General features: G+C 48.9%; 23 protein-coding genes and 1 riboswitch. Of the genes, 13 read left to right on the plus strand and 10 right to left on the minus strand.

The window, feature by feature from the left end; translation table 11 throughout:
• From WG8_RS02375 to WG8_RS02390, 4 genes are all read right to left on the minus strand, one after another.
• A partial coding sequence (locus WG8_RS02375; protein WP_007428469.1) for an ABC transporter ATP-binding protein occupies nucleotides 1-632 on the minus strand: 632 nt, incomplete at its 3' end.
• Between the two features lie 44 nt (nucleotides 633-676).
• Complete coding sequence (locus WG8_RS02380; protein ID WP_043890707.1) at nucleotides 677-1,453, minus strand: ABC transporter permease; 777 nt, start codon at nucleotides 1,451-1,453, stop codon at nucleotides 677-679.
• Complete coding sequence (locus WG8_RS02385) at nucleotides 1,450-1,743, minus strand: thiamine-binding protein (RefSeq protein ID WP_007428471.1); 294 nt, start codon at nucleotides 1,741-1,743, stop codon at nucleotides 1,450-1,452. The genes WG8_RS02380 and WG8_RS02385 overlap by 4 nt, the downstream gene beginning before the upstream one ends.
• 408 nt (nucleotides 1,744-2,151) lie before the next feature.
• Nucleotides 2,152-3,198 (minus strand): ABC transporter substrate-binding protein, encoded by a 1,047-nt coding sequence (locus tag WG8_RS02390; RefSeq protein ID WP_007428472.1) that lies wholly within the window; start codon nucleotides 3,196-3,198, stop codon nucleotides 2,152-2,154.
• Nucleotides 3,199-3,391: 193 nt separating this feature from the next.
• Nucleotides 3,392-3,501, minus strand: a riboswitch (TPP riboswitch).
• Nucleotides 3,502-3,750: 249 nt separating this feature from the next.
• On the opposite strand from WG8_RS02390, the gene WG8_RS02395 reads away from it, so the two are divergent.
• Nucleotides 3,751-5,853 (plus strand): bifunctional 2',3'-cyclic-nucleotide 2'-phosphodiesterase/3'-nucleotidase, encoded by a 2,103-nt coding sequence (locus WG8_RS02395; RefSeq protein WP_007428473.1) that lies wholly within the window; start codon nucleotides 3,751-3,753, stop codon nucleotides 5,851-5,853.
• A gap of 265 nt (nucleotides 5,854-6,118) precedes the next feature.
• A complete protein-coding gene (locus tag WG8_RS02400) occupies nucleotides 6,119-7,165 on the plus strand; it encodes an EAL domain-containing protein (protein ID WP_007428474.1) in 1,047 nt (348 codons plus the stop codon).
• 64 nt (nucleotides 7,166-7,229) lie between these two features.
• Here the strand turns inward: WG8_RS02400 and WG8_RS02405 are convergent, their stop codons facing one another.
• The gene (locus WG8_RS02405; RefSeq protein WP_007428475.1) at nucleotides 7,230-8,321 is read right to left on the minus strand and encodes a hypothetical protein; all 1,092 of its coding nucleotides are present in this window, start codon (nucleotides 8,319-8,321) and stop codon (nucleotides 7,230-7,232) included.
• Nucleotides 8,322-8,452: 131 nt separating this feature from the next.
• Between WG8_RS02405 and WG8_RS02410 the strand changes: the two genes are divergently transcribed.
• On the plus strand, nucleotides 8,453-10,153 hold the full coding sequence (locus WG8_RS02410; protein WP_007428476.1) for a glycoside hydrolase family 13 protein: 1,701 nt from the start codon (nucleotides 8,453-8,455) through the stop codon (nucleotides 10,151-10,153).
• Between the two features lie 109 nt (nucleotides 10,154-10,262).
• On the opposite strand, the gene pdaA is transcribed toward WG8_RS02410, so the two are convergent.
• The gene (gene pdaA, locus WG8_RS02415; RefSeq protein WP_007428477.1) at nucleotides 10,263-11,060 is read right to left on the minus strand and encodes a delta-lactam-biosynthetic de-N-acetylase; all 798 of its coding nucleotides are present in this window, start codon (nucleotides 11,058-11,060) and stop codon (nucleotides 10,263-10,265) included.
• Between the two features lie 278 nt (nucleotides 11,061-11,338).
• On the opposite strand from pdaA, the gene WG8_RS02420 reads away from it, so the two are divergent.
• The gene (locus tag WG8_RS02420; RefSeq protein ID WP_007428478.1) at nucleotides 11,339-12,361 is read left to right on the plus strand and encodes a methionine ABC transporter ATP-binding protein; all 1,023 of its coding nucleotides are present in this window, start codon (nucleotides 11,339-11,341) and stop codon (nucleotides 12,359-12,361) included.
• On the plus strand, nucleotides 12,358-13,023 hold the full coding sequence (locus tag WG8_RS02425) for a methionine ABC transporter permease (protein WP_007428479.1): 666 nt from the start codon (nucleotides 12,358-12,360) through the stop codon (nucleotides 13,021-13,023). The genes WG8_RS02420 and WG8_RS02425 overlap by 4 nt, the downstream gene beginning before the upstream one ends.
• Nucleotides 13,024-13,141: 118 nt before the next feature.
• Here WG8_RS02425 and WG8_RS02430 read toward each other — a convergent pair whose 3' ends face one another.
• Complete coding sequence (locus WG8_RS02430; protein ID WP_007428480.1) at nucleotides 13,142-13,486, minus strand: hypothetical protein; 345 nt, start codon at nucleotides 13,484-13,486, stop codon at nucleotides 13,142-13,144.
• A 312-nt stretch (nucleotides 13,487-13,798) separates the two neighbouring features.
• Complete coding sequence (locus WG8_RS02435; RefSeq protein WP_007428481.1) at nucleotides 13,799-15,601, minus strand: alpha-glycosidase; 1,803 nt, start codon at nucleotides 15,599-15,601, stop codon at nucleotides 13,799-13,801.
• Between the two features lie 150 nt (nucleotides 15,602-15,751).
• Here WG8_RS02435 and WG8_RS02440 point away from each other — a divergent pair, with 150 nt between their 5' ends.
• The 5 genes from WG8_RS02440 to WG8_RS02460 are packed head-to-tail and all read left to right on the plus strand — an operon-like array spanning nucleotide 15,752 to nucleotide 20,274.
• Complete coding sequence (locus tag WG8_RS02440) at nucleotides 15,752-16,426, plus strand: response regulator transcription factor (protein WP_007428482.1); 675 nt, start codon at nucleotides 15,752-15,754, stop codon at nucleotides 16,424-16,426.
• Nucleotides 16,426-17,856 (plus strand): sensor histidine kinase, encoded by a 1,431-nt coding sequence (locus tag WG8_RS02445; protein WP_007428483.1) that lies wholly within the window; start codon nucleotides 16,426-16,428, stop codon nucleotides 17,854-17,856. Before WG8_RS02440 ends, WG8_RS02445 begins: the two co-directional genes overlap by 1 nt.
• A 59-nt stretch (nucleotides 17,857-17,915) precedes the next feature.
• Nucleotides 17,916-18,833, plus strand: coding sequence for an ABC transporter ATP-binding protein (locus tag WG8_RS02450; protein WP_007428484.1), 918 nt, complete (start codon nucleotides 17,916-17,918; stop codon nucleotides 18,831-18,833).
• Nucleotides 18,830-19,546, plus strand: a complete 717-nt coding sequence (locus WG8_RS02455) for an ABC transporter permease (protein ID WP_007428485.1) — start codon at nucleotides 18,830-18,832, stop codon at nucleotides 19,544-19,546. The genes WG8_RS02450 and WG8_RS02455 overlap by 4 nt, the downstream gene beginning before the upstream one ends.
• Nucleotides 19,546-20,274, plus strand: coding sequence for an ABC transporter permease (locus tag WG8_RS02460; RefSeq protein WP_007428486.1), 729 nt, complete (start codon nucleotides 19,546-19,548; stop codon nucleotides 20,272-20,274). The genes WG8_RS02455 and WG8_RS02460 overlap by 1 nt, the downstream gene beginning before the upstream one ends.
• A 479-nt stretch (nucleotides 20,275-20,753) precedes the next feature.
• Here the strand turns inward: WG8_RS02460 and WG8_RS02465 are convergent, their stop codons facing one another.
• The gene (locus tag WG8_RS02465) at nucleotides 20,754-21,713 is read right to left on the minus strand and encodes an L-lactate dehydrogenase (protein ID WP_007428487.1); all 960 of its coding nucleotides are present in this window, start codon (nucleotides 21,711-21,713) and stop codon (nucleotides 20,754-20,756) included.
• A gap of 537 nt (nucleotides 21,714-22,250) precedes the next feature.
• Here WG8_RS02465 and WG8_RS02470 point away from each other — a divergent pair.
• The 3 genes from WG8_RS02470 to WG8_RS27760 all read left to right on the plus strand — a co-directional run bounded on the left by WG8_RS02470 (nucleotide 22,251) and on the right by WG8_RS27760 (nucleotide 24,216).
• Nucleotides 22,251-23,000, plus strand: a complete 750-nt coding sequence (locus WG8_RS02470) for a MerR family transcriptional regulator (RefSeq protein WP_007428488.1) — start codon at nucleotides 22,251-22,253, stop codon at nucleotides 22,998-23,000.
• A 160-nt stretch (nucleotides 23,001-23,160) separates the two neighbouring features.
• Nucleotides 23,161-23,982, plus strand: coding sequence for a serine/threonine protein kinase (locus WG8_RS02475; protein ID WP_007428489.1), 822 nt, complete (start codon nucleotides 23,161-23,163; stop codon nucleotides 23,980-23,982).
• A 114-nt stretch (nucleotides 23,983-24,096) separates the two neighbouring features.
• Nucleotides 24,097-24,216 (plus strand): hypothetical protein, encoded by a 120-nt coding sequence (locus WG8_RS27760; protein WP_007428490.1) that lies wholly within the window; start codon nucleotides 24,097-24,099, stop codon nucleotides 24,214-24,216.
• 454 nt (nucleotides 24,217-24,670) lie between these two features.
• Here WG8_RS27760 and gntK read toward each other — a convergent pair.
• A partial coding sequence (gntK, locus tag WG8_RS02480) for a gluconokinase (protein WP_007428492.1) occupies nucleotides 24,671-25,962 on the minus strand: 1,292 nt, incomplete at its 5' end.

A 25,962-nucleotide genomic window follows, 5' to 3' on the forward strand; every position in this document is an offset into this window, starting at 1 on the left:
ATGTCTGCACGTGTCAGCGCATCCAGGGCGCTGAACGGCTCATCCAGCAGCATCAGCTCCTGCGGGCTGAGTAGCGCGCGCAGGAAGGCCGCGCGTTGCTGCATACCCCCAGAGAGTGTATGCGGATACGCTTTGGCGAAGGGACCCAGCCCGACCTGCTCCAGCCATTGCAGAGCTTCTTCGCGGCGTTCACGTTCGCTGGCGTACTGGGAGTGTGCCGCTGTATGATTGCGCGGCGCATTTTCCTGCCCGAGCAGTACGTTATCCAGCGTGGTACGCCACGGGAAAAGGGCAGGCTGCTGCGGCATATAGCTAATATGCCCGCGTTCACCCGTCACATCCTGTCCGTGCATGCGGATGCGACCCTGCTGGGGGGTGAGCAGCCCGCCGATGATGTGAAACAGCGTGCTTTTGCCACTGCCGGACGGGCCGATGAGGGAGACGAATTCTCCCCGCTTAACGGTCAGGGCCACATCCTGCAATACGGGCAGGGAGCTTCGTCTTTCACGGAAGGCGAGACTGATGCCATCCACTTCCAACGCTGGAGGAGCCGTCGAAAGCTCCTGCTCCTCTCTGGCTCGTTGTCCATCAGCCATGTTTTGTGGTGATAAGTCAGGCGGATGCAGACTCATACGCGCCACACCCTTTCTTCGAGTTTATTGAATCCATTTGGAAGCTATTCCTGGTCCGGTTTCCAGCGAACCAGCCATTTTTCTAGCAGTACGATCATGACAAACATCAGTAAGCTGAGTGCAACAATGATGCCAATGGCGGCAAAAATCAAATCCGTGCGATAGGCCGATTTTTGCAGCATCATATAATATCCGATTCCTTCGCTGGCACCGATCCATTCGGCAATAATTGCGCCCATCACGCTGTAGGTGGCAGCAATCTTGATGCCGGAAAATACTTGTGGCAAGGAGTGCGGCAGCTCCAGCTTCATAAAAATGGCCATCCTGCCTGCGCCTGACATGCGCATGTAGTTCATCATCATTCTGTCCGTCCGTGTCAGTCCGTCCATAGCCGCTACAGCCACGGGGAAGAAGCACACTAACGTAATGACCATCAGCTTGGGCAGCACGCCAAAACCAAACCACACCATCAGCAATGGGCCAAGGGCTATGATCGGAATGTTTTGACTAAGAATGAGCAGTGGATACAGGGCGGACTTGAGAAAAGGAATCGTATGAAGAACGATGGCGATCAACAGTCCCGTTGCTGTCCCTATTGCAAATCCCCCAAGCGTCAGGCGAATCGTAGCCCACGTATGGGCACCAAGCAGCTCCGACTGAGCCATGCCCTCCTGTACGATCAGAGACGGAGCTGGCAGTAGCCAGGACTCAATCTGCAAATAGGAAACTGCCCCCTGCCAGGCTGCCAAAAAGAAGAGGACCGCCACAAGGGGCGGCCATACGCTTTTCCACCAGGATGCGTTCTTGCCTTTTGGGTTCATGGGCGATATTTTTCGGTCAGCTTGTTCATGCTGATGCCCTGTGGGTTATGTGCGATTTTGATCTGTGAAATGATGCTGGGGCTGCCGGCTTCCGTCAATGCCACGTGCATTTCTTTAACCACGTTCAGCAACTCGTCCAGTTCACCCTCCATGGTCGTCTCCAATGGATTCACCTGATGCTTGACACCGGAACGTTGAATGACCTCAATCGCCTTATCTACATAAGGATAAGAGTCCTCGTTATTAGGAGTTTTAGGAATCACTTGAATACTGAGCAAAGTGTTAGCCATGCGAATTCACCTGTCCTTTATGTGAAGTGTTTTAGAGAAAATAGGGTGGTTTAAGACCGCTTCGCGTTTCATTTGATCTTACGATATCTGTTGCCCGCCTTAAAAGCACCCTATTTTTAAAGCTAGGTTGTGAGGCATTTTAACATACAAGCGCTCCTACTTGGCGCTTAGATAAGATGAACTTAAGAATAAACCAAGTGGAACGAGAACGAAGTGGGCGGAATGGTGCTGTACAAGCGAAGCGGTCGCTTTAAAAGCTTTCCGTAGGAAAGCTCGCTTCGGAAGCATCACCTCCCCAGATTTCTACCCTGCTGAGGCTTTATTCGAGAAATCCGGGGGCGGTGGCGATGGGAAGCACCATCCGACTGCGTAGTGGCACAAAGGCTACTTCAAGTTCGATTTACAAGATCAACGCTTTGGCAAAAAGTCGTTTGTGAAGGCTTTGTCGACTTCCAAAGGCTTGCTGAGCAGCTTGCGTTCGTACATCCAGTCTGAATAGTTTTGCCATACCTCTGCTTTTTGCACACCCCATTGCGCAGCATCATCCTGATAACGCGGGCTTAGCCATTTTTGGCTGGCCAGTACCAGCTTTTTGTCCAGCTCCGGTACGGCTTTGCTTAGGATATCCGCGGATTCTTCAGGATGAGCAATGGTGTATTCATAGCCTTGGGCGGTGGCGTCCATGAACGCTTTGACCAGCTCTGGATCATTCTTAATCGTCTGTTCATTGCTCACAATCACAGGCGTATAGTAATCAAGGCTTTTGGAATAATCTTTTACATACAGCATATCCAGGGGCTCACCTCGAAGTTGAGCCTCGATCCCGGTCCATGCGTAGAAAATCCAGGCAAAGTCGATATCCCGCTTCACGGCTGTAAAATAGTCGGCATTGCCCATATTCATAATCTTCACTTTGCTCACATCGGCCTTGTCTGAATCCATGATGGATTTCATGACCGCTTCTTCTACGGGTGAACCCCAGCCGCCGTATTTCTTTCCTTCAAAATCTTTGGGGCTTTTAATGCCGCGGTCTACCGGGGCTGCGAAGCCTGAGGTATTATGCTGAATAACCGCAGCGATAGATACGAGTGGTACGCCTTGCGTACGAGCCTGAGTGACGCCCTCTTGATAGCTGATCCCAAAAGGTGCCGCATTCGAAGCAACCATTTGATCGGCTCCGCCTGAACCAGGTTGGACAATTTGGACATTCAAGCCCGCTTTTTCGTAAAATCCTTTATCCTTGGCGACATAGAGTCCTGTATGATTCGTATTTGGTGTCCAGTCAAGTACAACTTTAACATCCTTAAGCCCCTTTGCCGGAGTGGAAGCTGGAGCGTTGGTAGCAGGTGCCGCCTCCTGGGTTGTAGAGGGGGAGCCTCCGCCGCAGGCGGTCAGTGTCAGGGCCATGAGCCACAGACTAATCAGTCCCAGGCTTAACATTTTCATGCGCTTCATCGTTGTGTTCTCTCCTTTTAATTACCCGTCATCCGTCGAATCAGACAGCCTATGTTCCCATTTCATAAAAATAACATCTGCCGGACTCTCTCTTTCCAACAACTTAATCCTCAACAAAAAAAGCGCCCCGAGGTTCCGGGACGCTTGCGCTTGTATATACCAAAGTAAGGGATGGACCTATGTAAAAAAAGGCACATCTTAGCTTAAGCATTCCTACGCTGGCATTACCCAGATCAGGTTGTAAGGGTCAGTGTCTTGGGACACACTCTCAGCCGGCCGATTCCAGCACCCCTGGCATTGTATGGTTTAATGGGTTTGTTTATTCGGGTTTACTACGACGATTATATGCCTTGAAGGCGGAGCTGTCCAGCATGGAGGAAGAGATGACGGTTCATTTGCGAGAAAATTAATTATTTTTTTATAAATAACTTTGGTCAAATGACTACTCTTTTGTCTGGCGTTGGATTAAAATAGGAATGGTGGGTTCGAAACTTACATATATGTGCAAAAGTATGTATATGAGCCATACACCTTAATAAGGAGGGGTATATTTTGTTATTTCGTAAAAATTGGTTTAAAGGGTTTACAGCAGCGGTTGTAGCTTGCAGCATGCTGGTGTTTACAGCTGCTCCGTCCTGGGCTGCCACCGATTCTCGGGACAGCGCCACAGTGAATTTGCGGATCATGGAAACAACGGATATTCACACGACGTTGATGAACTACGATTATTATGCAGATAAGGAAACCAACGAATATGGCTTGATTAACACTGCCGGACTGATCCAGCAGGCGCGTAGTGAAACAAGAAACAGCATGCTGTTCGATAACGGTGATTTGTTGCAGGGCAATCCATTAGGCGATTATATGGCCAGAAACAAAACCTTTTTGCAAGAAGGCGGTGTCCATCCGGTCTACAAGATGATGAACTTGATGGGCTATGATGCGGCTACTGTGGGCAACCACGAATTTAACTATGGTCTCGACTTTTTGGAGAAATCGCTTAAGGGAGCCGAATTCCCTTACGTAAATGCGAACGTTTACTATGACAACGGGGGCCAGGGTACTAAAAATTATTTCACCCCTTATCAGATTCTCAATAAAACGGTAACGGACGAGAAGGGCCAAGAGCACACGCTCAGAGTGGGTGTAATCGGTCTGGTAACTCCTCAAATTATGCAGTGGGATAAAGCCAATTTGCAGGGTAAGGTCGTTACGAAGGATATTGTGGAAACGGCGAAAAAGTTCATTCCTCAAATGAAGTTGGAAGGTGCCGACATTATTGTCGTACTTGCACACACGGGTTATGAGGATGTGCCGCAAACACCAATGATGGAGAATGCCGTTAAATATTTGAGCCAGGTGGACGGAATCAACGCTATTCTGTTTGGGCATGCTCATAAATCTTTCCCCGGCCCTGATTTTAAAGGAATGAGCGGTGTAGATCTGGATAAAGGAACCATTAATGGCGTACCGGCTGTAGAAGCTTCCTCTTGGGGCAAGGAACTGGGTATTATTGACCTGAGTCTGGAAAAGAAAAAAGATGTGTGGAGCGTGACTAATTCTCAGTCAGAAGTGCGTCCAGTTGTGAATACCCAAACTCAGGCTGTGAAGACGAACCCTGAGTTTAAACTGGTAGATGCGGTCAAGGAAGAGCATAAAGGAACGCTGGATTATGTTCGTCAACCGGTTGGAACCACAACCGCACCGATTACCAGTTATTTTGCATTGGTTCAGGATGACCCATCTATTCAGATTGTGACGAATGCACAAAAATGGTACGTACAAAACCATCTGAAAGGGACCGAATACGAAAATCTTCCCGTATTGTCGGCTGGCGCTCCATTCAAGGCCGGTGGTCGCAACGGTGCCGAGTATTACACGAACATTCCGCAAGGTACGATTGCGATTAAAAACGTATCCGATCTGTATGTATACCCGAACACGGTTCATGCTGTAGAAGTAACCGGTGCTGAAATCCAGGAATGGCTGGAGTGGTCTGCGGGTCAGTTCAACCGCATCGATCCAAGCAAAACAGAGGAACAAGCACTGATCAATAAAGATTTCCCAACCTACAATTTTGATGTCATTGACGGTGTGACTTACCAAATCGATGTAACTCAGCCTGCACGCTATGATGCCAAGGGAAACATGATTGATTCTTCGGCTCATCGTATCAAGGATTTGCAATACAATGGGAAGGCAATTGATCCTGCACAGAAATTTATCGTAGCGACCAATAACTACCGTGCGTCCTCGTCCAAACTGGCGAATCCGGATGGCAAGCGCATTGTGATGGCAGCGCCGGATGAAAACCGTCAAGTCATTATTGATTATATCCGTACGAACGGAACGATTAATCCGTCAGCGGATGGCAACTGGTCTATTGCTCCTTTTGGTCAGGCTAAGGTTACCTTCGAGTCCTCTCCTGATGCCAAGGATGTGCTGGCTGGAAATCAGCAAATTGCTTACTTGGACAGCGCGGCAGACGGTTTTGCCAAATACAGCTTAAAAGCTGGCGCGAAGCCTAATACAGCCAATACTCCTGCAAAGGAAGCTGCAGTCCCTGCGAAAGCAACGGCGAAGCCGGCTGTTAAAACAACCAAGCCTGCAGCTGCTAAACCAGCTAAAACAACCAAGCCCAAGGCTTCCAAGTAAGTTTGCCTTTCCAGTTCCAGATTTAATCAGAGCTAAGCAGCAAGTCTCTATTCAGGAGACTTGCTGTTTTTTTTTGCCTTTTATGAAAAATAATATTGAAATTGAAAATTGGTGCAAAAGACTTTGTTTTTTGTCGGATATACACTTAAGTCCTAAGTTTCGACTGGTGTAGACCTTGTTTTTCTTGATTTTATAGTACTTTTGTTCTAGTTATTTGTGATATAATGGTGAAAAAACCGGAAAATTGTTCCCAGGGAGGACCATTATGACATGCAGCAGTTGCAGCATCATATTACCTATTAGAGATCAAGGATTGCTGAAGATCAGGCACCCCAGGGTGTCGCTTAATCTGGCATTAGATGGCTTGGGTATACTACCGCAACAATGCTGCGAGGACGGAATAGTGTTTAAGTATGACAGCCATTCAGAGCTGAAGCAGCTGGTTAACGGACTGGCTCGTCTTCCCCAGGAATGGCTCCTACATATGGAGGCTGTGGCGATCGGACTGAATCATGTGGAAGGATATGAGGACTGGCTTCTATTTAGCCAATTGCAAGCCAGAATTCAACACGCGGATATGATGAGTATCATTAGGGACAAAAGCTTTTCAAGCCACATGCAGCCTATTGTTGACCACAACCTGAACATTATCGGGTTTGAGTTTTTGCTGCGTCCGTCACATTCGGAGCGGCCCTTTCAGCCTTTTCGACTGTTTGAAATTGCCCGTGAAGCCGGCTTGCATGCTCATTTGGATCGCTTGGCTCGTATTTCCGCTATTGAAAAAAGTGCAGCATGTCTCCCTGCGGGGATTAAACGGTTTATTAACTTTCTCCCTTCAACCATCTATAATCCAGCCTATTGCTTGAATCATACCTTTGAGACGATTGATCGGTTGTCCATGAATACGGAGGATTTTGTGTTTGAGGTCGTAGAGACGGAAGAAATTGACGACCTGAATGTTTTGCATCAAATTTTTGAACAATATCGTACACGAGGAGTTTCAGTGGCACTGGACGATGTGGGGGCAGGTTATTCTACGACAGAGCTTATGAATTGCCTCCAGCCGGATTATGTCAAAATTGATCGAAGTTTAATTGATGGCTGTCATCGCAACAGTGATCAGCAGCGACAAGTTACGGGGATCGTGGAATCAGCTTCTCGCTTTGGCGGCAAGGTGCTGGCTGAAGGCGTTGAGCGGATGGAGGATTTTGAATTTTGTCGTGAAGCCGGTGTGTCTCTGGCTCAGGGTTATTTGTTTGGCAAGCCGGAGCCCCGACCGCCCGCCGATTTTGTGCTTAGTAGAGTAGTGTAATCAGGAAACCCGGTAATCCTCAAGGATCACCGGGTTATTTGCTACTATAGAACCATGATTACGATTATAGCGTGATAACGTACAGACCTAGCGGCGTAGTTGCACTGCCTGCGACCATGAAGCTGAGAGCATAGCTGGACCTGCCGGGCGGAACGCTGATATCAGCCAATCGGCATACCTTGGTATTATCTTGCAGCAGAGGAATACCATATACGCGATTGTCTATGCGTACAGACCCGGCGAATGCACCCCCGCGTGGATTCGCATAAATCCGCACGGTACGTATCTTGTCACTGTTATTAACGATGGGAATGGTCGCATTGTATATGGTGCCGAATTGTCCGCGGTTGTCCAGCGCAGGGCCCAACTCGCTGCGTGCCCCGGTAAACAGCAGATCGGCAGGAGTCTCGCCGTTCAGTTTTTTAGTGGCACACGCCCGATAATTGGCGCTTTGCCCTACCACGTACGCTGGCATCCGCGCATTCGTTTCGGAAAAGGACCATGCCCCCCGTGGATGCGCCTGCGGTGGAGGTACGGGCGGAAGCGCATCCGTATGAATCTGGCGCAGGTCGACCCGTGTGTCCTTGCTGATCACGGTGCGAATGACGTAGTCCAGCGTACCGTGGCCTTCGCCATATTCCACCGTGAAGTCATAGGTGAATCCGGCCAGCGATCCTTCAGGCAGCTCGAATTCCTCCAACAGGGCGGTGCCTCTGCCGAATTTATGACGGTCAACGGGCTTCCGACGTTTCATCGTACCCGCCAAACAGCTTTTGGCAATGGATTGCCCGACATCTATAATCCAGTTGCCATCCTCAGGCGCAATCTCAAGAGCACGTTCCATATGACGTACTTCCAGCATAGCATGATTTTTGTTCTCCACCGTAATGCCCAGCTTAACGGGGCCTCCGATTTTGTTGTAGTGCCACCCGAAAATGCGGTGCTTGACCGTTCGGGTTGTGGTACGAACCACATCATGCCACAGGGTGGCTTGCTCGGTAGGTACAGTCACGTGGGTCAGTGTCTCCGGGTTATCGCTAAGCATCAGGCGGCGGGTTCCCCCTTCGGTGGCTGACTCCACATCCACATGGATATTTGGCGGGATTACAGCAGACTCTACAATCAGATCTCTGGGCTCCTTGGATCGATGTCTCACATGAATTCCTCCTTTGATTTAAGAATGGCCTCACTGATCCTATTCCTCTAAATAACGGTTCGCCAGCAGGTATTGCGTATATGTTAACAGCATAAGCTATTGGATGTACAGAGAAGCTACAGGAGGGAAACATGCTTAAAAAAATATGGTGGAAGGAAGCTGTGGTATATCAGATATATCCCATCAGCTTTCAGGATTCTGATGGAGACGGAAAAGGAGATTTGCAGGGTATCCAGTCCAGACTGGATTATCTGTGTGAGTTGGGTATTGATGTGATCTGGATTTGCCCAGTGTACAAATCGCCTAATCATGATAACGGCTACGATATTAGTGATTACTATGCCATTATGGATGAGTTCGGAACGATGGATGACTTTGATGAACTCCTGCACAAGGCGCATGAACGAGGCATCAAAATCATGATGGATCTGGTATTAAACCACACATCAGATGAGCATCCGTGGTTTACGGAATCACGCTCATCCAAGGATAATCCGAAGCGGGATTACTACATATGGCGAACAGGCAAAAATGGCGGATATCCGAACAACTGGGAATCGTATTTTTCCGGTTCTGTGTGGAAATATGACAAGCTTACAGACGAATATTACATGCATTTGTACTCCGAGCACCAGCCGGACTTAAACTGGGAAAATGAAGAGATGGTAGGCGAGCTCTATCGTATGGTGGAATGGTGGCTAAAAAAGGGGATCGATGGTTTCCGTTTTGACGCCATTGCCCATATTGTCAAAGCTGAAGGACTGCCGGATGCTGATAATCCCGATAAAAGAACATGGGTGCGAGCCTATCAGCTTTTTTCCAATCTGGAGCAGGTGCATGATCTTCTGCGCATGCTGAATGAAAAAGTGTTGATGCGTTATCCCTTAATGACTGTTGGTGAAACCTCTGGTCTGGGCCCGGAGCAAGCGCTTGATTATGTAGGTGACCAGCGGCATGAGCTGAATATGGTTTTCCAGTTTGAGCATATGTTTGTCGATGCCGAAGGGCAAGGGACTGAAAAATGGAAATTCAAGCCGTGGACACTGGTGGAGCTGAAACAAATTATGAGCCGTTGGCAGACTGTGCTTCATCTGGAAGGATGGAACGCCAATTATTTGAACAATCATGATCAGCCGCGCGCCCTGTCACGATTTGGGGATGATGGACAGTATCGTGTGGAGTCAGCCAAAATGCTGGCAACCTTCACACATATGCTCGAAGGTACGCCTTATATTTATCAGGGTGAGGAAATTGGCATGACCAATATCGCATACCCGTCGATTGATGATTACCGGGATGTGGAGACGTTAAATTATTATGAGCAGCAACGGAAGATAGGCGAGCCGGAGGAAGAGATTATGGCTGCGATTTGGAGAAAAAGTCGGGATAATGCACGTACTCCTATGCAGTGGAATGATGGGTATGCAGCGGGTTTTACCGACGGAGAGCCATGGATGAAAATGAACGATAACTATATGTACATCAACGCGGAGACGGAGAGAAGGAGCCCGGATTCGATTTTTCACTATTACCGTAAGCTGATTGCTCTGCGCAAACAGCATGAGGTCATTGTTTATGGTGAATATAAGCTGCTGCTGCCGCTTGATACAGAACTGTATGTATTCACCCGCATGCTGGAACAGGAGCATTTGCTGGTCATTCTGAATTTTTTTGACCGTGATCCGGTGTTCCACTGGCCCGAGGAGGATGGCTACGCTGCTGCCAAAGTGGAGCTGCTGCTGTCTAACTACGAACCGGCACAAGGGGAGAATTTACGTGAATTGAAGCTGCGCCCTTATGAAGCAAGGGTGTATAAGCTAATTTTAAAATAGCATCGAATCTCTAGCGTTCCATACTCGCCAAAAAAGCCCGATTCACACGGCCTACCGTAGGCACATGTGGATCGGGCTGATAACATTTAGCGACTCGTCAAATTCAGCTTTAGTGGTAATGCTTAACCTTCAGGTCGTTCAGGCTTTTGAATTCATAGCCTTGCTTGCGAGCATCGTCGATAATCGAACCCAAGGCCTCGGCATTATCCTTGGACACAGAATGGAGTAGAATGACTGCTCCGGGATGGAGCTGACGCATGACCTGCTGATAGGCATAGTCTGCTCCTTGCTGGATATTCGTGTCCCAGTCCTTGTAAGCTACAGACCAAAATACACTCGTATATCCTGCTTCTCGACAGGTGGCCAATGCTTTTTCGCTGAAAATGCCGCGAGGCGGCCGGACGTATTTCATTTCCTTTTGTCCGGTTAGCTCTGTCGATGCATTTCGTACCCGATCCAGCTCGGACCGAATATCCGCTGAAGAAATGGTGCTCATATCAGGATGGCTCCAAGAATGATTGCCGATAATATGGCCCTCACTCGCCATACGGCGCATCAAAGCTGGCTGGTCCTTTACAAAATGCCCGGTTACAAAGAAGGCGGCTGGCACCTTTTTGGCCTTTAAAACATCCAGCACCTTGGGCGTGTATCCATTCTCATAGCCGTTGTCGAACGTGAGAAATAATTCTTTTTTCGTAGTATCTCCGAGAAAGATGCCTCCCTGTCTCTCAATCAGGTGCATAAAGCCCTCTTGTGCGATAGAAGGCAGCTCGCCTCCCTTGCTTTTTTTGAACCCAAAATGATAAGGCTGTCCGTCAACAGCCTGGGCAGCGAGTAGGGGTTTACCCGTAACTGCTAACATCCCCATAACCGCAACGCATAGCCACAAGGCTAATATTCGCTTCATGTAAGTTCCTCCGTTTTCGTCCCATTAGGGAAAGGTGTGTATGCTTCGACATATTCCATAGAATCTGCAATACCACTCCTATTTATGCAAAAAATGCCCCCAACTGAGACGAGCTCGGCTTTTGACAATCCCTGTAGTATTGACATGAATATTAAATCGAAGTAGTATACTTTATAAAACTTACTAGAATACTCGGAATTAGTGAGCTAAAACAATAATGGGATACAAACAGCTCAGTGATATCTTACATACTTGAAGGAACGGAAGGAGCCAGAGTAATGATTGAACTAAAAGATGTATCCAAAACCTATGTAAGAAAAGGATTAAGCATAGAGGCGTTAAAAAATATAAATATCAAGGTAGATAAAGGGGATATCTTTGGCTTTATCGGATTCAGCGGTGCTGGTAAAAGCACATTGATCCGATTGGTCAATCGTCTGGAGAAGGTAACCAGCGGAGAGGTTCTTGTCGAGGGGGAACTGTTAAATGCCTATTCGACCTCGGGGCTACGAAAGGTAAGGAAGAAGATCGGAATGATTTTTCAGCATTTTAATTTGCTGGAATCGAAAACGGTGTTCGACAATATTGCAATTCCACTGGTGCTGCTCAAGCGCAACAAACGGAAGATTGAGCAGCGGGTAAAGGAACTGCTGGAGTTTACGGGTTTGTCCGAGAAGGCGAACAGCTATCCAAGCGAGCTGTCCGGCGGTCAAAAGCAGCGTGTCGGGATTGCGCGGGCGTTGGCGAGCAACCCGTCCATTTTGCTCTGTGATGAGGCGACTTCGGCACTTGATCCGCAGACCACGCAGTCTATTCTTGATTTGCTTCGCAAAATCAATCAGGAATACAAGATCACCATTTTGATCATCACCCATGAGATGTCGGTGATTCAGCGAATTTGCAACAAGGTAGCCGTAATGGAAAAGGGTGAAATCATTGAGCAGGGCAACGTGCTGGAGGTATTCGGGCAGCCGCAGCATCCGACGACACAAAGCTTTGTACGGACAGTGATTCACGATAAAGTACCGGAAAGTGTGCTGCGGACGTTCGAACAGCAAGAATCACAGCGGATATACAAGCTGGAATTTATCGGACAATCTGCTTCCGATCCAGTAGTGCATGAATTGATTCGAAAGCATGAAGTTCATGTGAATATCTTGTTTGCCAGCATGACGGAAATACAAGAAACGACGATTGGCTATATGACGATCCAACTGCGTGGTGAACAGCATGCCGTCGAGCAGGCTGTTGCTTTTATTAAGAGCAAAGGGGTCAATATTCAGGAGGTAAAGGACCTATGATGATTACAGGAACCACGATAACCTGGGACCAACTGTGGGAAGCATTGTATGAATCCTTGCTCATGGTCAGCATATCATTATTCATTGGTGCGTTAATCGGTATACCTATCGGTATTTTATTGGTTGTCACCCGTCCGGGCGGCATTTTAGAGAACAAATGGCTTTACGGTATTTTGAATCCAATCATAAACATCGTTCGTTCTTTGCCGTTCATCATTTTGCTGGTAGCGATCATTCCGCTCACCCGTCTGATTGTGAATACATCCATTGGAACCAGCGCGGCGATTGTCCCGCTGATTGTATATATTTCACCATACATCGGCAGGCTGGTCGAAAATTCGCTGCTTGAGGTTAATCCGGGAATATTGGAGGCGGCAGATGCAATGGGAGCCACTCCTTTTCAGGTTATTCGTTACTTTTTGCTTCCCGAAGCGTTCAGTTCCCTGATTTTATCGTTAACGACAGCGACCATTGGCTTAATTGGCGCCACGGCTATGGCTGGTGCGGTCGGCGGCGGCGGGATTGGTGATTTGGCCATCTCTTACGGCTACCAGCGGTTCGATACGTTAGTTATGCTGATTACTGTCGTCGTTCTGGTCTTGTTTGTCCAAGGCGTTCAGTCTTTAGGCAATTTGTTGTCCCGTAAAGCGCGCAGAGGCTAATGAGAAAATAATGAATGGCTTGCCAAGTACTGGATTTAGACAGAGCAGAAAAAACCGCTGCAAAGGTTACTTTGAAGCGGTTTTTTACATGGATGGAAACACTCGCTTTTTGTGTGAATTACCGTGTTTTGGTAATCAGGAACGGAGTGACCGTTCTAGTGTTATTCGTTGGATTTTCGATAATCAATATCCATTGAGTGTCCGTATTCGGGAAGCTGTCAGTAGGCCATGCTGAATCAAAACCGCTAATGGTCCAACCTGCATTGATGACGACTCTGCCGGACCCTGCATTAAAAGTAATCGTAAGAAAGCTGTTGGGGCCTATGGTAAATGGGCTAAACTCCCTGCGAAAAAATCCATTGCCCAGGTCTTGGGTAGCGCGAGCTCTGGTTGGGCCAAGGACGATTTTTCTGCCCTTACCTGCGGCTGCTTTCTTTTTCAGTGATGAACTTTTTGTTTTCATATGTTGTCCCCTCCTTTTCTCTTGATGGTTCATCATATGAAGTTGAGAGTATTCTAGATTGGACGAACTAACGTATCCAGTGAACTAAATTCGACTAAATTCACATCAGCCTCTTTTCTCTATCGTTTACTATTCGCCGAGATAAGCTTTGTTACTCTAGCATGCATATAGCATATCTCTTCAGAGAATCCCAACTGAGGGGCATTACATCAAAAGACCACCAGGATATACAGGTTTCCAACCTGTTCCTGGTGGTTCGCTTGTATGGCCGTGCTCGCACGGTACTCTCGCCAGCATGAGCCTACATAGGCATTATGCCTTTCTTTTGGTTTTGTCATCCTTTTCTTTTGCAGGCTTCACTGACCTGACAGGTACTGCCTTCAGCACGGCGTAGCCGTAGGGTGGAAGCTCGGCATGCAACCCCTTTGCTCCTGTGGACCACTCGCTTTCGCCAAAGGCTAATTGCCATTCTTGTTCGGGAATGTCCAGTTCAAAAATGTGATCCTTACCGGAACGGTTGAGCAGCACGAGCAGTACTTCTTTCTCGCTGCGGCGTTCGTAGGCGAGGGACGAGCTTTTTGGCTGTGCATCCAGAAAAGTAATGCTGCCCTTATCGCGGAGGGCCGGATGCGCCTTGCGAAGCGCAATCAGCTCGCGATAAAAGGCGAATAGCTCATGATCCTGCTTATCGGTGTCCCACTCCATGCACTTGCGGCAGCCTGGATCGGCCTCTCCATCCAAGCCGATTTCATCACCGTAATAAATGCAGGGCGCGCCCATGTACGTGAACTGGAACATGGCGGCCAGCCGCATCAGTCGCTTATCACCTCCGCACAGCGTCAGCAGGCGTGGTGTGTCGTGGCTATCCAGCAGGTTGAAGGCCACCTCGGATGCCTGCAGCGGATAGCGGGCCAGTTGTTGTCCGATGGCAAAGGCGAAGCTTTGGGCGTCGGTCACTTTTTTGACGAAAAAATCATTCACCGCATAGGTGAACGGATAATTCATCGTCGCATCGAACTGATCACCCTGCAGCCATTCAGACGATTCATTCCACATTTCACCCAAAATGTACGCATCCGGATTGGCCTGCTTGACCGTCGTACGGAATTCTCTCCAAAAGGCGTGATCCACTTCGTCAGCCACATCCAGCCGCCAGCCGTCGATGCCGATCTCTTCGATCCAATGCTTTGCCACGCCCAGCAAATACTTTTTCACCTCAGGATGTTCGGTGTTCAGCTTGGGCATCATTGGCTCCAGCCCGAATGTATCGTAGGTTGGTGTGCCATCCACCACTTCCAGCGGGAAGCTATGTACATGGAACCAGTCCTTGTAAGGGGAGGCTTCGCCTTTTTCCAGCACGTCAACGAAGGGCTTGAAGGTACGCCCTGAATGGTTGAATACCGCATCAAGCAGCACCCGTATTCCCCGGTCGTGGCAGGCACCCACCAGTTTCTTTAGTATCTCCTTGTCCCCGAAATGCGGATCTACCTCCATATAATCCTCGGTATCGTATTTATGATTCGTCGTTGCCTTGAAGACAGGGGTCATATACAGGGCGCTAATCCCCAGCTTGCTCAGGTGATCCAGATGATCCAGAATGCCCTGTAGATCCCCGCCGAAAAAATTGTCTCTTTGCGGCGTGCCGCCCCATGTCTCCGCACCTTCCGGGCTAATGGAGGGGTCACCGTTCGCAAAGCGCTCCGGGAAAATCTGATAAAATACGGCATCCCTCACCCATGCAGGAGGCTTCAGAATATCTATCGGATTCAAAAATGGGTATTGGAACAGATTATCTGCTTTTTTGGGTTCCTCGGTAGTAAAATTATCCTCATTCATCCATAGCCGTTCCTCTCCATCTTCCAGCAAAAATCCATATTTCAGCCGACGATGAGTAGGCTTTACGCTGCATTCGTAGTAATCAAACCTGCCGTCGGTAGCAAATTTGGACATCGGAACAAGCTGCCGGGTACGTTCCCAGTCGTACTTATCTACGGTGAGAGCGTGAACGGTGGTCAGGTCATTTTTCTTGGTGCGAAGCCGCAGAAATATCGTTTCATCATCATAGCCAAAAGCCCAATTACGCTTCGGGTGATGGTATATCGCTTCCAGTAGCATGGAATAGCCTCCTTTTTCACAAGCCATAAAATTTGAAATCGTATAGTGTATGTCGTATAAGGTAGTTATTAACCTTTTTAAGCTGGTTATGTACCATAAATGCTATAATGCCCATTACATAAAAGAAAAACGATAAGCAGGTGACTAATGATGAAAACAAGTGTGTTATACATTGAAGATGATCAGGAAATCGGTGCTTGGATGCATCAATATCTGGAAGAACGAAATTATGCTGTAATTTGGCTTCGCAGTGGGGATGGGGCTGTGGAAGCGGCCCAAACGTGTCAGCTAGTCATTTTGGATGTGATGCTGCCCGGTCTGGATGGGTTCACGATTGGCAAGCGGCTCAAGAAGGAGCGCCCGGAGCTCCCGATTCTTATGTTGTCGGCTCGCACCTCCATTGACGATAAGCTGCAAGGACTGGATTTTGCCGACGATTATGTGACCAAGCCTTTTCATCCTGATGAGCTCATTGCACGGATCGAGGTTTTGCTGCGTCGAACAGGTACCGTACCCGAAGAATCCATACAATTGGCACATCTCACGGTGTACCTTCCTGATAACCGTATTGTGAAACGTGATACCGGGGAAGAAATTACGTTAACAGGCAAGCAATATCATATTTTTGCTTATTTGCTGCGGCATTTGGGCCAGATTATGACCAAGGAGCAAATGTATGAGGCTGTGTGGGGCGATCCGTATATCGACGGAGACAAGACGCTGATGGTTCATATCCGGCACCTGCGCGAGAAGCTGGAGATTGACCCTGCGAATCCCCGTATCATTGAGACGATCCGTGGTGTAGGCTACCGGGTGAAGGCGTAATGAACGGGCCGCGTAATGGTTGGGAGAGGCTACGTCCTGGCTCAGGTCCTGATCAGGGAGGGCGATTTGGAAATTCGCTGTTATTTCGCTATCTGCTCATTATTGTGGTAGCCATGATGCTTCTACCTATCGTGCTGCCTGCCACGATGCTTATCTATAGTATGTTGTCTAGCTGGCAGATGGATCTCAAGCCTAAAAACTCACACTATCCCTCAACTATCCGTACCGAAAGTAGCTGGCATCGCGAAGCTGTAGCCTTGAAAGGAGCCACATCTGAGCAAATCTCAGCCCATCTGCGCAAAATACAGCGGGACATATTTCCTGATTCACAGATATTTTGGGTGGATGCTACCGGGAAAACAAGATTGGAGCTCCCTACACAATCAGATGTCCCCAATCAATGGAGTGCGGCGCAGGCTATTGCTTTTATGAAGCAAGTAAGCTACAAGGGACCGTTCACAGTAGTGGCATTTATTGGTGGCGGCAAAGAAGATGTGAATCAGGGTTACATGGTATTAAAAGTGCCCCGTTCATTCTTTGAACAGCAGAATACAAATAGCAGCATATTGATGTACTACCTCTTTTTCATAGTATTGATGCTTGCAGGCTTTATATTCGTGTCTCTCCTGTTTTTTGTAGGCATTCGGCGCAGACTGGTGCGGCTTCAGGCGGCCATGTCGCAGCGAGGGGAGGATGGATTACCCATTCTTGTCGCTACTGGACGCCCGGATGAAATCGGCAAGCTGGAAGAAGCGTTCAATCAGATGGTTGAGCAGTTGGCAGATAGTCGGGGACGTGAGCGACAGGAGGAAGAGCTGCGGAAAAGGCTGGTCGCCGATCTGTCACACGATATTCGGACACCACTTACGGTTGTGCGCAGTCATTTGTACACACTGGATGCGGAAAATCTGAGCAGCAAAGGGAAGCAGTCGATTATGCTGATGGAAAACAAGTTAAAGGACCTTGGGAGTCTGATCGATAACCTGCTCACCTACAATCTGCTGTCCAGTGGCAAATACACATTGCATAACGAACCACGCGATATCCTGCGACTGGTGAGGGAATGTGCAGCCAGCTGGTATCCGGTATGGGAAAAGGAAGGCTTTGAGGTGGATATCGATCTGCCTGAGCATAGTATCGTATGGAAGGTCGATGAGCAGGGCTTCCGCCGTTTGCTGGATAATCTATTCCAAAATGTAGTTCGCCATGCTGCATCAGGCCGTTATATTGGCATTCATGTACAGGAGCATTACGGAAAATCGGCGTTAGTTATTGCAGATAAAGGGCCGGGAATGGAGCGCCAGTCTTGTGAAAAAGGAGCAGGGATTGGCTTGGCAATTACGGAATTGCTGGCTCGTGAAATGAATCTGGAGAGAAATATTGTCAGTTCCTCTGCCGGGACACAAATCCGTTTCTTAAACAAAACTTAAACGAAGGGTTCCCTCAGCTTTAAACTTGGCGCGTTACGATAGGTGCCGAGGTGAGGAATTTGAACGAATACATTATCGAAACGAACGGTCTCAGTAAAATATACAAAGGCCGTGCTGCGGTTAACCAACTGGACCTGAAAATCGGCCATGGAGATATTTATGGCTTTCTCGGTCCGAACGGAGCGGGGAAAACGACAACAATTCGTATGCTGCTCGGACTCATTCGTCCAACCCGGGGAACGATCCGTATATTCGGACAGGATATTCGCAGACATAAGCTCGATATTTTGCGCAAAGTCGGCTCGTTGGTAGAGTATCCTTCGTATTATGGTCATTTGAACGCCATTGAAAATCTGGAGACCATTCGCCGCATTTTGAATGTGCCCAAAAAGAACATTGCGGACGTATTGGAGGTCGTCAGGCTGACCAAACACGCCAAACGCCCGGTCAAAGGCTACTCGCTGGGCATGAAGCAGAGACTTGGCATTGCAGCAGCGCTGCTCGGGAGTCCCGAAGTGCTTATTTTGGATGAGCCTACGAATGGTTTGGACCCGGAGGGCATTCAGGAAATGCGCGAATTGATTCAGACGATGCCCAAGAAACGGGGGATCACTGTACTGGTATCCAGCCATCTGCTGAGCGAGGTGGAGCAGATGGCGAATACCGTCGGCATTATCCGTGAAGGCGAATTGGTCTTCCAAAATACAATTCACAATCTCCGTCAGGAATCCGCAGGGGGAATTCGTATCGTCGTATCCGAGCCGGAAGCAGCTCAGCTGATTGCACGTGAGCAGGGCTACCATTCGGTGAAAGACGGGGCGGCGCTGGATTTTGAAAACATGAATGATGCAGCTGTGGCACTGCTGGTCAGAAGATTGGTCGAAAATGCCCATGCCATATATCGTGTGGAGGAACGCCGCAAATCGCTGGAGGATATGTTCATGCAAGTGGTGGGCAAAGGAGGGGGCTCCCTATGATGCTGCGGGCGCTGACGGCGGATCTGCTCAAAGCACGTAGAAAGGGAATCTGGTTCCTGGTGTTCCTCGGTCCCCTTGGGCTGGTGGCGATGCAGGGACTGAACTTCGGACTCCGCTATGACTATCTGATTCCGCGATACAAGGGACATTTATGGGAAGGTCTGATGGATAACATCGCTATTTTTGTCCCCCTTGCGCTGGTGCTAGGAGCCACCATGGTCTCTTCCATGCTGGCGAATGTGGAGCATACGTCCAACTCCTGGAAGCAGCTACTGGCCTTGCCTATTTCGAAATTCAGTGTCTATATGGCGAAGCTGACGCTGGCCATCGTAATGTTGTGCGTGTCCTGCCTGCTCTTGACGGTTGGAACATGGGGGCTGGGAATGCTTCTCGGCTTCGGGGGAGAGCCTGCGCCAATAGGCGAATTGCTGCGGCTTGGATTTTGGCCCTTGGGTGGCACACTGCCTATGCTCGTACTGCTGTTGTGGCTAACGGTCACATTCCATAATCAGGCGCTGCCTGTAACACTGGGCATTACGCTAGGCATCGGCAGCATGTTTGCCTCACAGCTGTCCGAATGGTTTCCACTGGCCTGGCCGCAATTCGCATGGGTGGCGCCTCAAGCGTGGATGTTTGCGTCCATCGGCTGTGGAACGGGCGTAATCCTCAGCCTCCTGACAGCAGTACATTTTAGCCGAAAGGATGTGGCGTAATGTTCGGAGGATATGTACGTCTGCTTTCAGTCGAACGGTTGAAAATGGCTAAATCGCCCGTCTGGCTGCTTGCGCTCGTCAGTCCGGCGATTGCTGTCCTGATTGGATTGCTGGCGAACCCGGGAGGGAACTGGCTGCAGCTGTTGACTACTATGCTTACACTACATGCGCTGCTGTTCATGCCGATGCTGACCGCCGTGTTTGGATCCCTGGTCTGCCGATTCGAGCATGGGGGTGGCGGTTGGAAGCAACTGCTGTCACTGCCATTATCCCGCACCAGTCTGTACGCGGCCAAGCTGACAATCATTATGGCCTTGGTCGGATTGACCCAGCTATTGTTCGGGGGAGCGCTGCTGGGTGTCGGAGCCGTGCAGGGTATGAACGGACCGATTCCTTGGGCAGTGATCGTCCAAAGTCTGCTCGCGGGCTGGGTGGCCTGTCTGCCGCTGGCTGCGTTGCAGCTTATGGTGTCTTTCCTGTGGTCCAGCTTTGCCGCACCGCTTGCATTGAATTTCGTCTTCACCGTGCCGAATATTCTGATCGCCAACTCCCAGACCTACGGCCCATATTATCCGTGGGTGCAGCCTTTGCTGGTGATGATGCCGAGCGGAAAAGACAACTTTGGGGCGTTCATGGTGCCAACCGATACGCTGATTGCGGTGATCCTGGGCAGCTTTGTTGTGTTTTTGTTTGCGGGCCTGATGGTGTTTCGATATAGAGAGATATAGGGCAGATGAAGGGGGTTAGCTTGCTGGTACATGGGCTCACCTCCATCTGCTTTAATCTTTTCATTCTTACGGATCACATTATCTTAGAAGAGGATATGGAGCTGTTTCAACTTCTAGCTCGAGAGGTTATCCTAAATGAAGCATAGGTAATCAGGGCATACATAATCCCGTACATTGCCCATGCGTCCAAGTTGGATTTGAAGGTGGCTATACTTGTTGTTATAAACAGGAGAGGAAGTAAAAGAGCGATCCCTACAGCCAGCAGAACCCTCGAATGAAAAGACGAACAAATAACCCCGATTATAATAGCAATTAACGGGCAGATAAGCAGAGTGGGGACAAGGGGGTTCAGTTGGTTGAAAAATAAATAAATCATATGAACACCTCGTTTTGGAAAGAATGTGGTGACTTGATAGCTAGTTTATCCCTACCGGATTGAAAAAGAAATATTACAGCTCAATCCGGCGTGATGAACGTTTTTACACCAAGCCCGGCATGGCACGAATATTATCGCTGATGAGACGGCAGGAGGCGTCAAACTTGGCTTGTTCTTCAGGGCTTAGCTCCAGCTCGATGATTTCCTGAATTCCTCCGCTGCCGATGATTGCCGGAACGCCCGTGCAGACATCGCTGTGCCCGTACTCGCCGTCCAATACGGTAGAAACCGCTATAATTTTACCGTCATCATTCAAAATGGAACGGGTAATGTAGGCCAGCGCATTGGCTATGCCAAAATAAGTAGCGCCCTTGCGAGTGAAAATTTCCCAGCCTGCATCCTTCGTTTTCCGGGCAATGTCCTCCAGATCCACGTGGCTGAATCGCTCTTTATGCTGACGCAAAATGTGCAAGAGTGGCTTTCCGCCAATCGTGACGTGTGACCAGGCGACGAATTGGGAATCGCCATGTTCGCCAAGGGCATAGCCCTGTACGCTGCGGGGATCGATGGAAAATACTTCAGAAAGCAGCGTCTTGAGGCGGGATGAGTCAATAGAGGTGCCTGTGCCGATCACCTTGCTGCGCGGCAGACCGGAAATACTCTGCACCAGATAGGTCACTATGTCGACAGGATTAGCTGCAATGACGAAGATACCGTCGAAGCCACTCTCCATAATGGCTGTTACAATCTCCTGAGTAATAATCACTGCGTCATCCAATACCGACAGGCGGTCGTGTTTCCCATGCTTCGGATTGGCCCCTGCTGTTATAATCACAACATCCATATCTGTGCAATCTGCAAACGTTCCCGCATGTACCTTAGTACGTGTGGACGTAAAATCCATACAATGGGATAGATCGAGGGCATGTGCCAAGGCTCGGTCATATGTGCGGTCAATCATCATAATTTCGTCACAAATGGACTGGTTGACCATTGAGTAGGCACAGCTCGAACCGACCATTCCCGCGCCGACAATCGCTACTTTCCTTGCCTTCCCCTTCATTTATGTTTCCTCCTCGTTCCAGTGAACGTTAATATGCTACAAATTATGTCTAAAATCCATTTTACGTTACATAACATAACATATTGATGATCTTTTGAAAATATCCATTGTTTTACCTGTATACCGCAAAATTAAAAAGAAACTGTAAAAAGAGCTGCTTTTTTAAGATGAATTGCAGCAAAATCGCGAATTAATCGACGTTTTCGCTTAAATACAGGATAAGGTGGTTCAAATTTCAGCTTGAGGAATCATCTATATGGACAAAAAAATACAATATGTTTATGGGAGGAATAGTGCCATCAAAATACTAGGAGTATGACATTTATGTGACGTTTCGAAAAAAAACTCTAAATCTGCATAGATCAGAAGCATTTCCGTGTGTCGTTTCTTGCATTTTTTTATAATCTTCGGCTATGACAAAGGTTCCTAGCAGTCCGCAATATTAGAACTTTTTTGCCAAAGGGTTTCCATTTGATTCCGCGAATTGTACATATACAAGCTTATTTCTTTCCATACCATCCGGGGAGGTAATGATCAATGGAAGAAGGCAGATCGACGACGGAAGCGGCCAGACAGTTGAAAATCGGGGCAAGTACCCTTCGTAAATACGCGGCAGCACTGGAGGAGCAGGGCTATGTGTTTCAGCGTTCCGCGAACCAGTCGAGAGTGTTCAGTCCAGAAGATATCGAGTGCCTGAAGGTAATGCGGGGAGCTCTGCGTGAAGAGCATATGACGATGGATCAGGCAGTACAGGTGGTGCTTGAGAGAGTGACCGCACCATTCTCAGTCGTGGAAGAAGAATTCCGTTTGCCGCCCGTCTCGGATGCGGAATCATTGACTGCAACCTGGGAGGAGATATTGGCGGCGGCTGAGGGCAGGGATGCGCATAGGGTACAGGCGCAAGTCGCTGCTACTCTGGAGCCGACAGGCTTACAGAATGAAATCAATGTACAGGAACTTTCAGAAGAATCGGTACAGCTACAGCTGCAGGAGCCCATAGAGTCACAAGAAATGACGCAGGTGCAGGATATGGTGCAAAGTGCTTTGCTGGAGATGCGAAGTCGTTTGGAAGTGCTGGAAGCGGAGCATAGCCGTTTGGTGGAAAAAAATACTAGCCTTTCTAACCAGTTGGAGGATCAGAGACGCTGGATGAAAGAACGGGCCGACGAGGAACGGGATCGACAGCTAATTACCAATTTGCGTACCTATCAGGGCAGACAGCGCAAATCACGCAGTTCGCTGCTATCCTGGCTCGGGTTGGCGCCGCGCAGACGCAGAGAGGCATGACCTTCATTTTTCTGGTAGACCATCAGACCTTCATGGCTCTGGTGGTCTTTATTGTGATGGTATAATGGTGGAACACAAGAACAACACAAGAATTAAAGAATAAGAGAACAAGCCGCATGGAAAGAGATTGGCTGCGGCATGTAAAGGAAAGGGCATAAAGATGTTTGCTTGGTTGCGAAACACTTATCAATCATGGATCGATTATCCGAAACAGCCTGGCGATATACTAAGCGGACGGTATCGTATTCTTTCACTGCTGGGCATGGGCAGCTATGGTCTGACCTACCTCTGTCAGGATGGGCAGAGTGGGCAGAAGGTAGCGGTCAAGCTGCCCAGACCGAGCAAGCGGGCGAAGGCAGTTCAGTTGCTGCAGCGTGAGGCTGATATCATGCAGCAGATGAACCATCCCTATATCCCGAAGCTGCTCGAAAGGGTAAAGCATCCGAACGGAATGTACCTGGTCATGGAATATATCTCGGGCAGAACGCTGGAGGATCTTATATTTGAAGAGGAGCGTTCTTTTTCAGAGCGGGAATGCATCGTCTACATGCTGGAACTGATGGAAAGGGTTATGCATGTGCATGAACGGGGCTATATCCATCGGGATATCCGCATCCCGAATGTGCTTTATCGAGCAGGGAAACTGTACTTGATCGACTTTGGTCTTGCGCTGGCGGTAGGAGAGCGACAGGAGGATGTATTTACCGAAGCCATGCTGGACAAGCGCGCGCCTGAGCGACAGGACGTCGCTGTCTATAGCGATTTGTATGATGTCGGTCACTTGATGCTTTTTATGCTGTATAGCAGCTACGAGCCGCAGCCGGATCAACCACCGGGAAGCTGGCAGGAGGAATTGAAGCTCAGTCCATCTGTGCGTCATATGCTGGAGCGGCTTTTTCAGATAGGTCCTCGGTATGAGCATAGCCGACAATTTATACTGGAGCTGGAGGAAGCATTACAGCAGATGGAGGCTAATCCGTAATGCCAGCCCATAAGGATAACCAGGCATTCGCCGTAAAAATGGGGGAATGCCCCTTACGCAATTGACCAGATCTACATACAATGCTCCTGTAAATGAGCGAAAGGAGTGCTGTAAATGAGTCATATGTGTGGTGTAGGTGGTTGGGGTTACGGTCCAGGAGTCTGGACTTCTGTAGGAGCAATTCTGGTTCTGTTTATTTTGCTGGTAATTATCTCTAAAACCTTGTTTCTGTAATTTCGGCAAAAGCCGATTTCCTGTAAAATGCATAGAAATTGCCCTGCATAAGAAGGGGGCATAACAATAAAGCGAAGCTCCTTGATGAGAAGGATCTTCGCTTTATTAGGATTGAAGGAGTTATCGTTCCTTCTTGTGTTCCGATATATTCCATCGCAATATCCTGTTGCTGTTTCTTGTTCCTGGGCTAGGAACTGGAGTAATGGCGACGTTTGTCCTTATAATATCGGTGCCCGTTATGGCTGTTCCTGTAGCCGTCTGATGAAGAATGGCGTCTACGGTCGTAATAACGATCTGAGCTGCTGTATCGCTGCTTATGAGAATGAGAGGTGGAATGTAGCAGGCGGTGCAGCATTTTTTTGAGCATCGTCTAATCCTCCTTCTTATCCTGTCCAGCTTACATAGACAGGTTCTTATGAAACGGTAATACGCAACCAGGCTGCAACAGGTTCCATTAATTTAAAGCCTGTAGGGACTTGGCCTGAAACTCCGCAATATCCTTGAACTCTTCTTCAAATTTACGTGAGATGCGGATATAAATCGGCAGTAACTCGCGGTAAATATCTACATGCTCTGCCACAGGCTTATGCTGGTGGGTGGTGCCAATCATACCAGATACAGCATCCAGTGAGTCAATCCGTCCCAGGGCATACAAGCCTAGAATAGCTGCGCCGAGACAGGAGCTTTCCAGACTTTCGGGGATAATGACCTCCTGATCGAAAATATCCGCCATAAGCTGACGCCACAGCTCCGAGCGTGCGAATCCGCCAGTGGCGTGAATGACTGACGGCCTGCCGATGACCTCTTCCATGGCGAGCATAACCGTGTACAGGTTGAACAGCACGCCCTCCAGCGCGGCGCGAATCATATGCTCTTTTTTGTGGCGCAGGGATAGTCCAAAGAAAGAGCCGCGTGCATTCGGGTCCCACAGAGGTGCGCGTTCGCCGGATAAATACGGAAGAAAGAGCAGACCGTCGGAGCCGGGACGTACCTGTTCCGCGATTTGGGTCAGCACATGATACGGATCAATTCCCAAGCGTTTGGCCGTTTCCACCTCGGAGGCTGCAAATTCATCCCGTATCCAGCGGAACACAATCCCGCCGTTATTCACCGGGCCACCGATCACCCACAGCTTTTCGGTCAACGCATAACAAAAAAAGCGTCCCTTAGCATCGGTCAGCGGCTGATCGACCACGGTACGGATGGCTCCACTGGTACCGATGGTGACCGCGACAACCCCCGGTTTGATTGCATTCACACCGAGGTTGGACAAGACCCCGTCACTGGCCCCGATAACAAAAGGAGTCGTTTCCATCAGGCCCATGTCATGAGCGTAATTCTTATCCAGTCCTTGCAGCACATGAGTCGTCGGCACCAGCTCGGACAGCTGTTCCTTCGTCACACCTGCAATGCGCAGTGCCTCCTCGTCCCAATCCAGCTGCTGCAAATTCATGAGACCTGTCGCGGAGGCAATCGAATGATCGACCACATATTGATGGAATAACCGGGCAAATACATATTCTTTAATCGAAATGAATTTGTACGTCTGGGCCGCCACATCGGGTAAATCCCGTGTGATCCACATCAGCTTCGTCAGCGGTGACATGGGATGAACGGGCGTCCCGGTGCGTAAGTAAATGTCGTGTCCGTTGTACTTATGCTTGAGCGCTTCAGCCCATTTGGCGCTGCGGTTGTCTGCCCAGGTGATGGAGGCGGTCAACGGCTTGCCGTTCTTATCCACCGCCA

The sequence above is a fragment of the Paenibacillus sp. Aloe-11 genome (genome assembly GCF_000245715.1).
In the GTDB taxonomy this organism is placed as follows: Bacteria; Bacillota; Bacilli; order Paenibacillales; family Paenibacillaceae; genus Paenibacillus; species Paenibacillus kribbensis.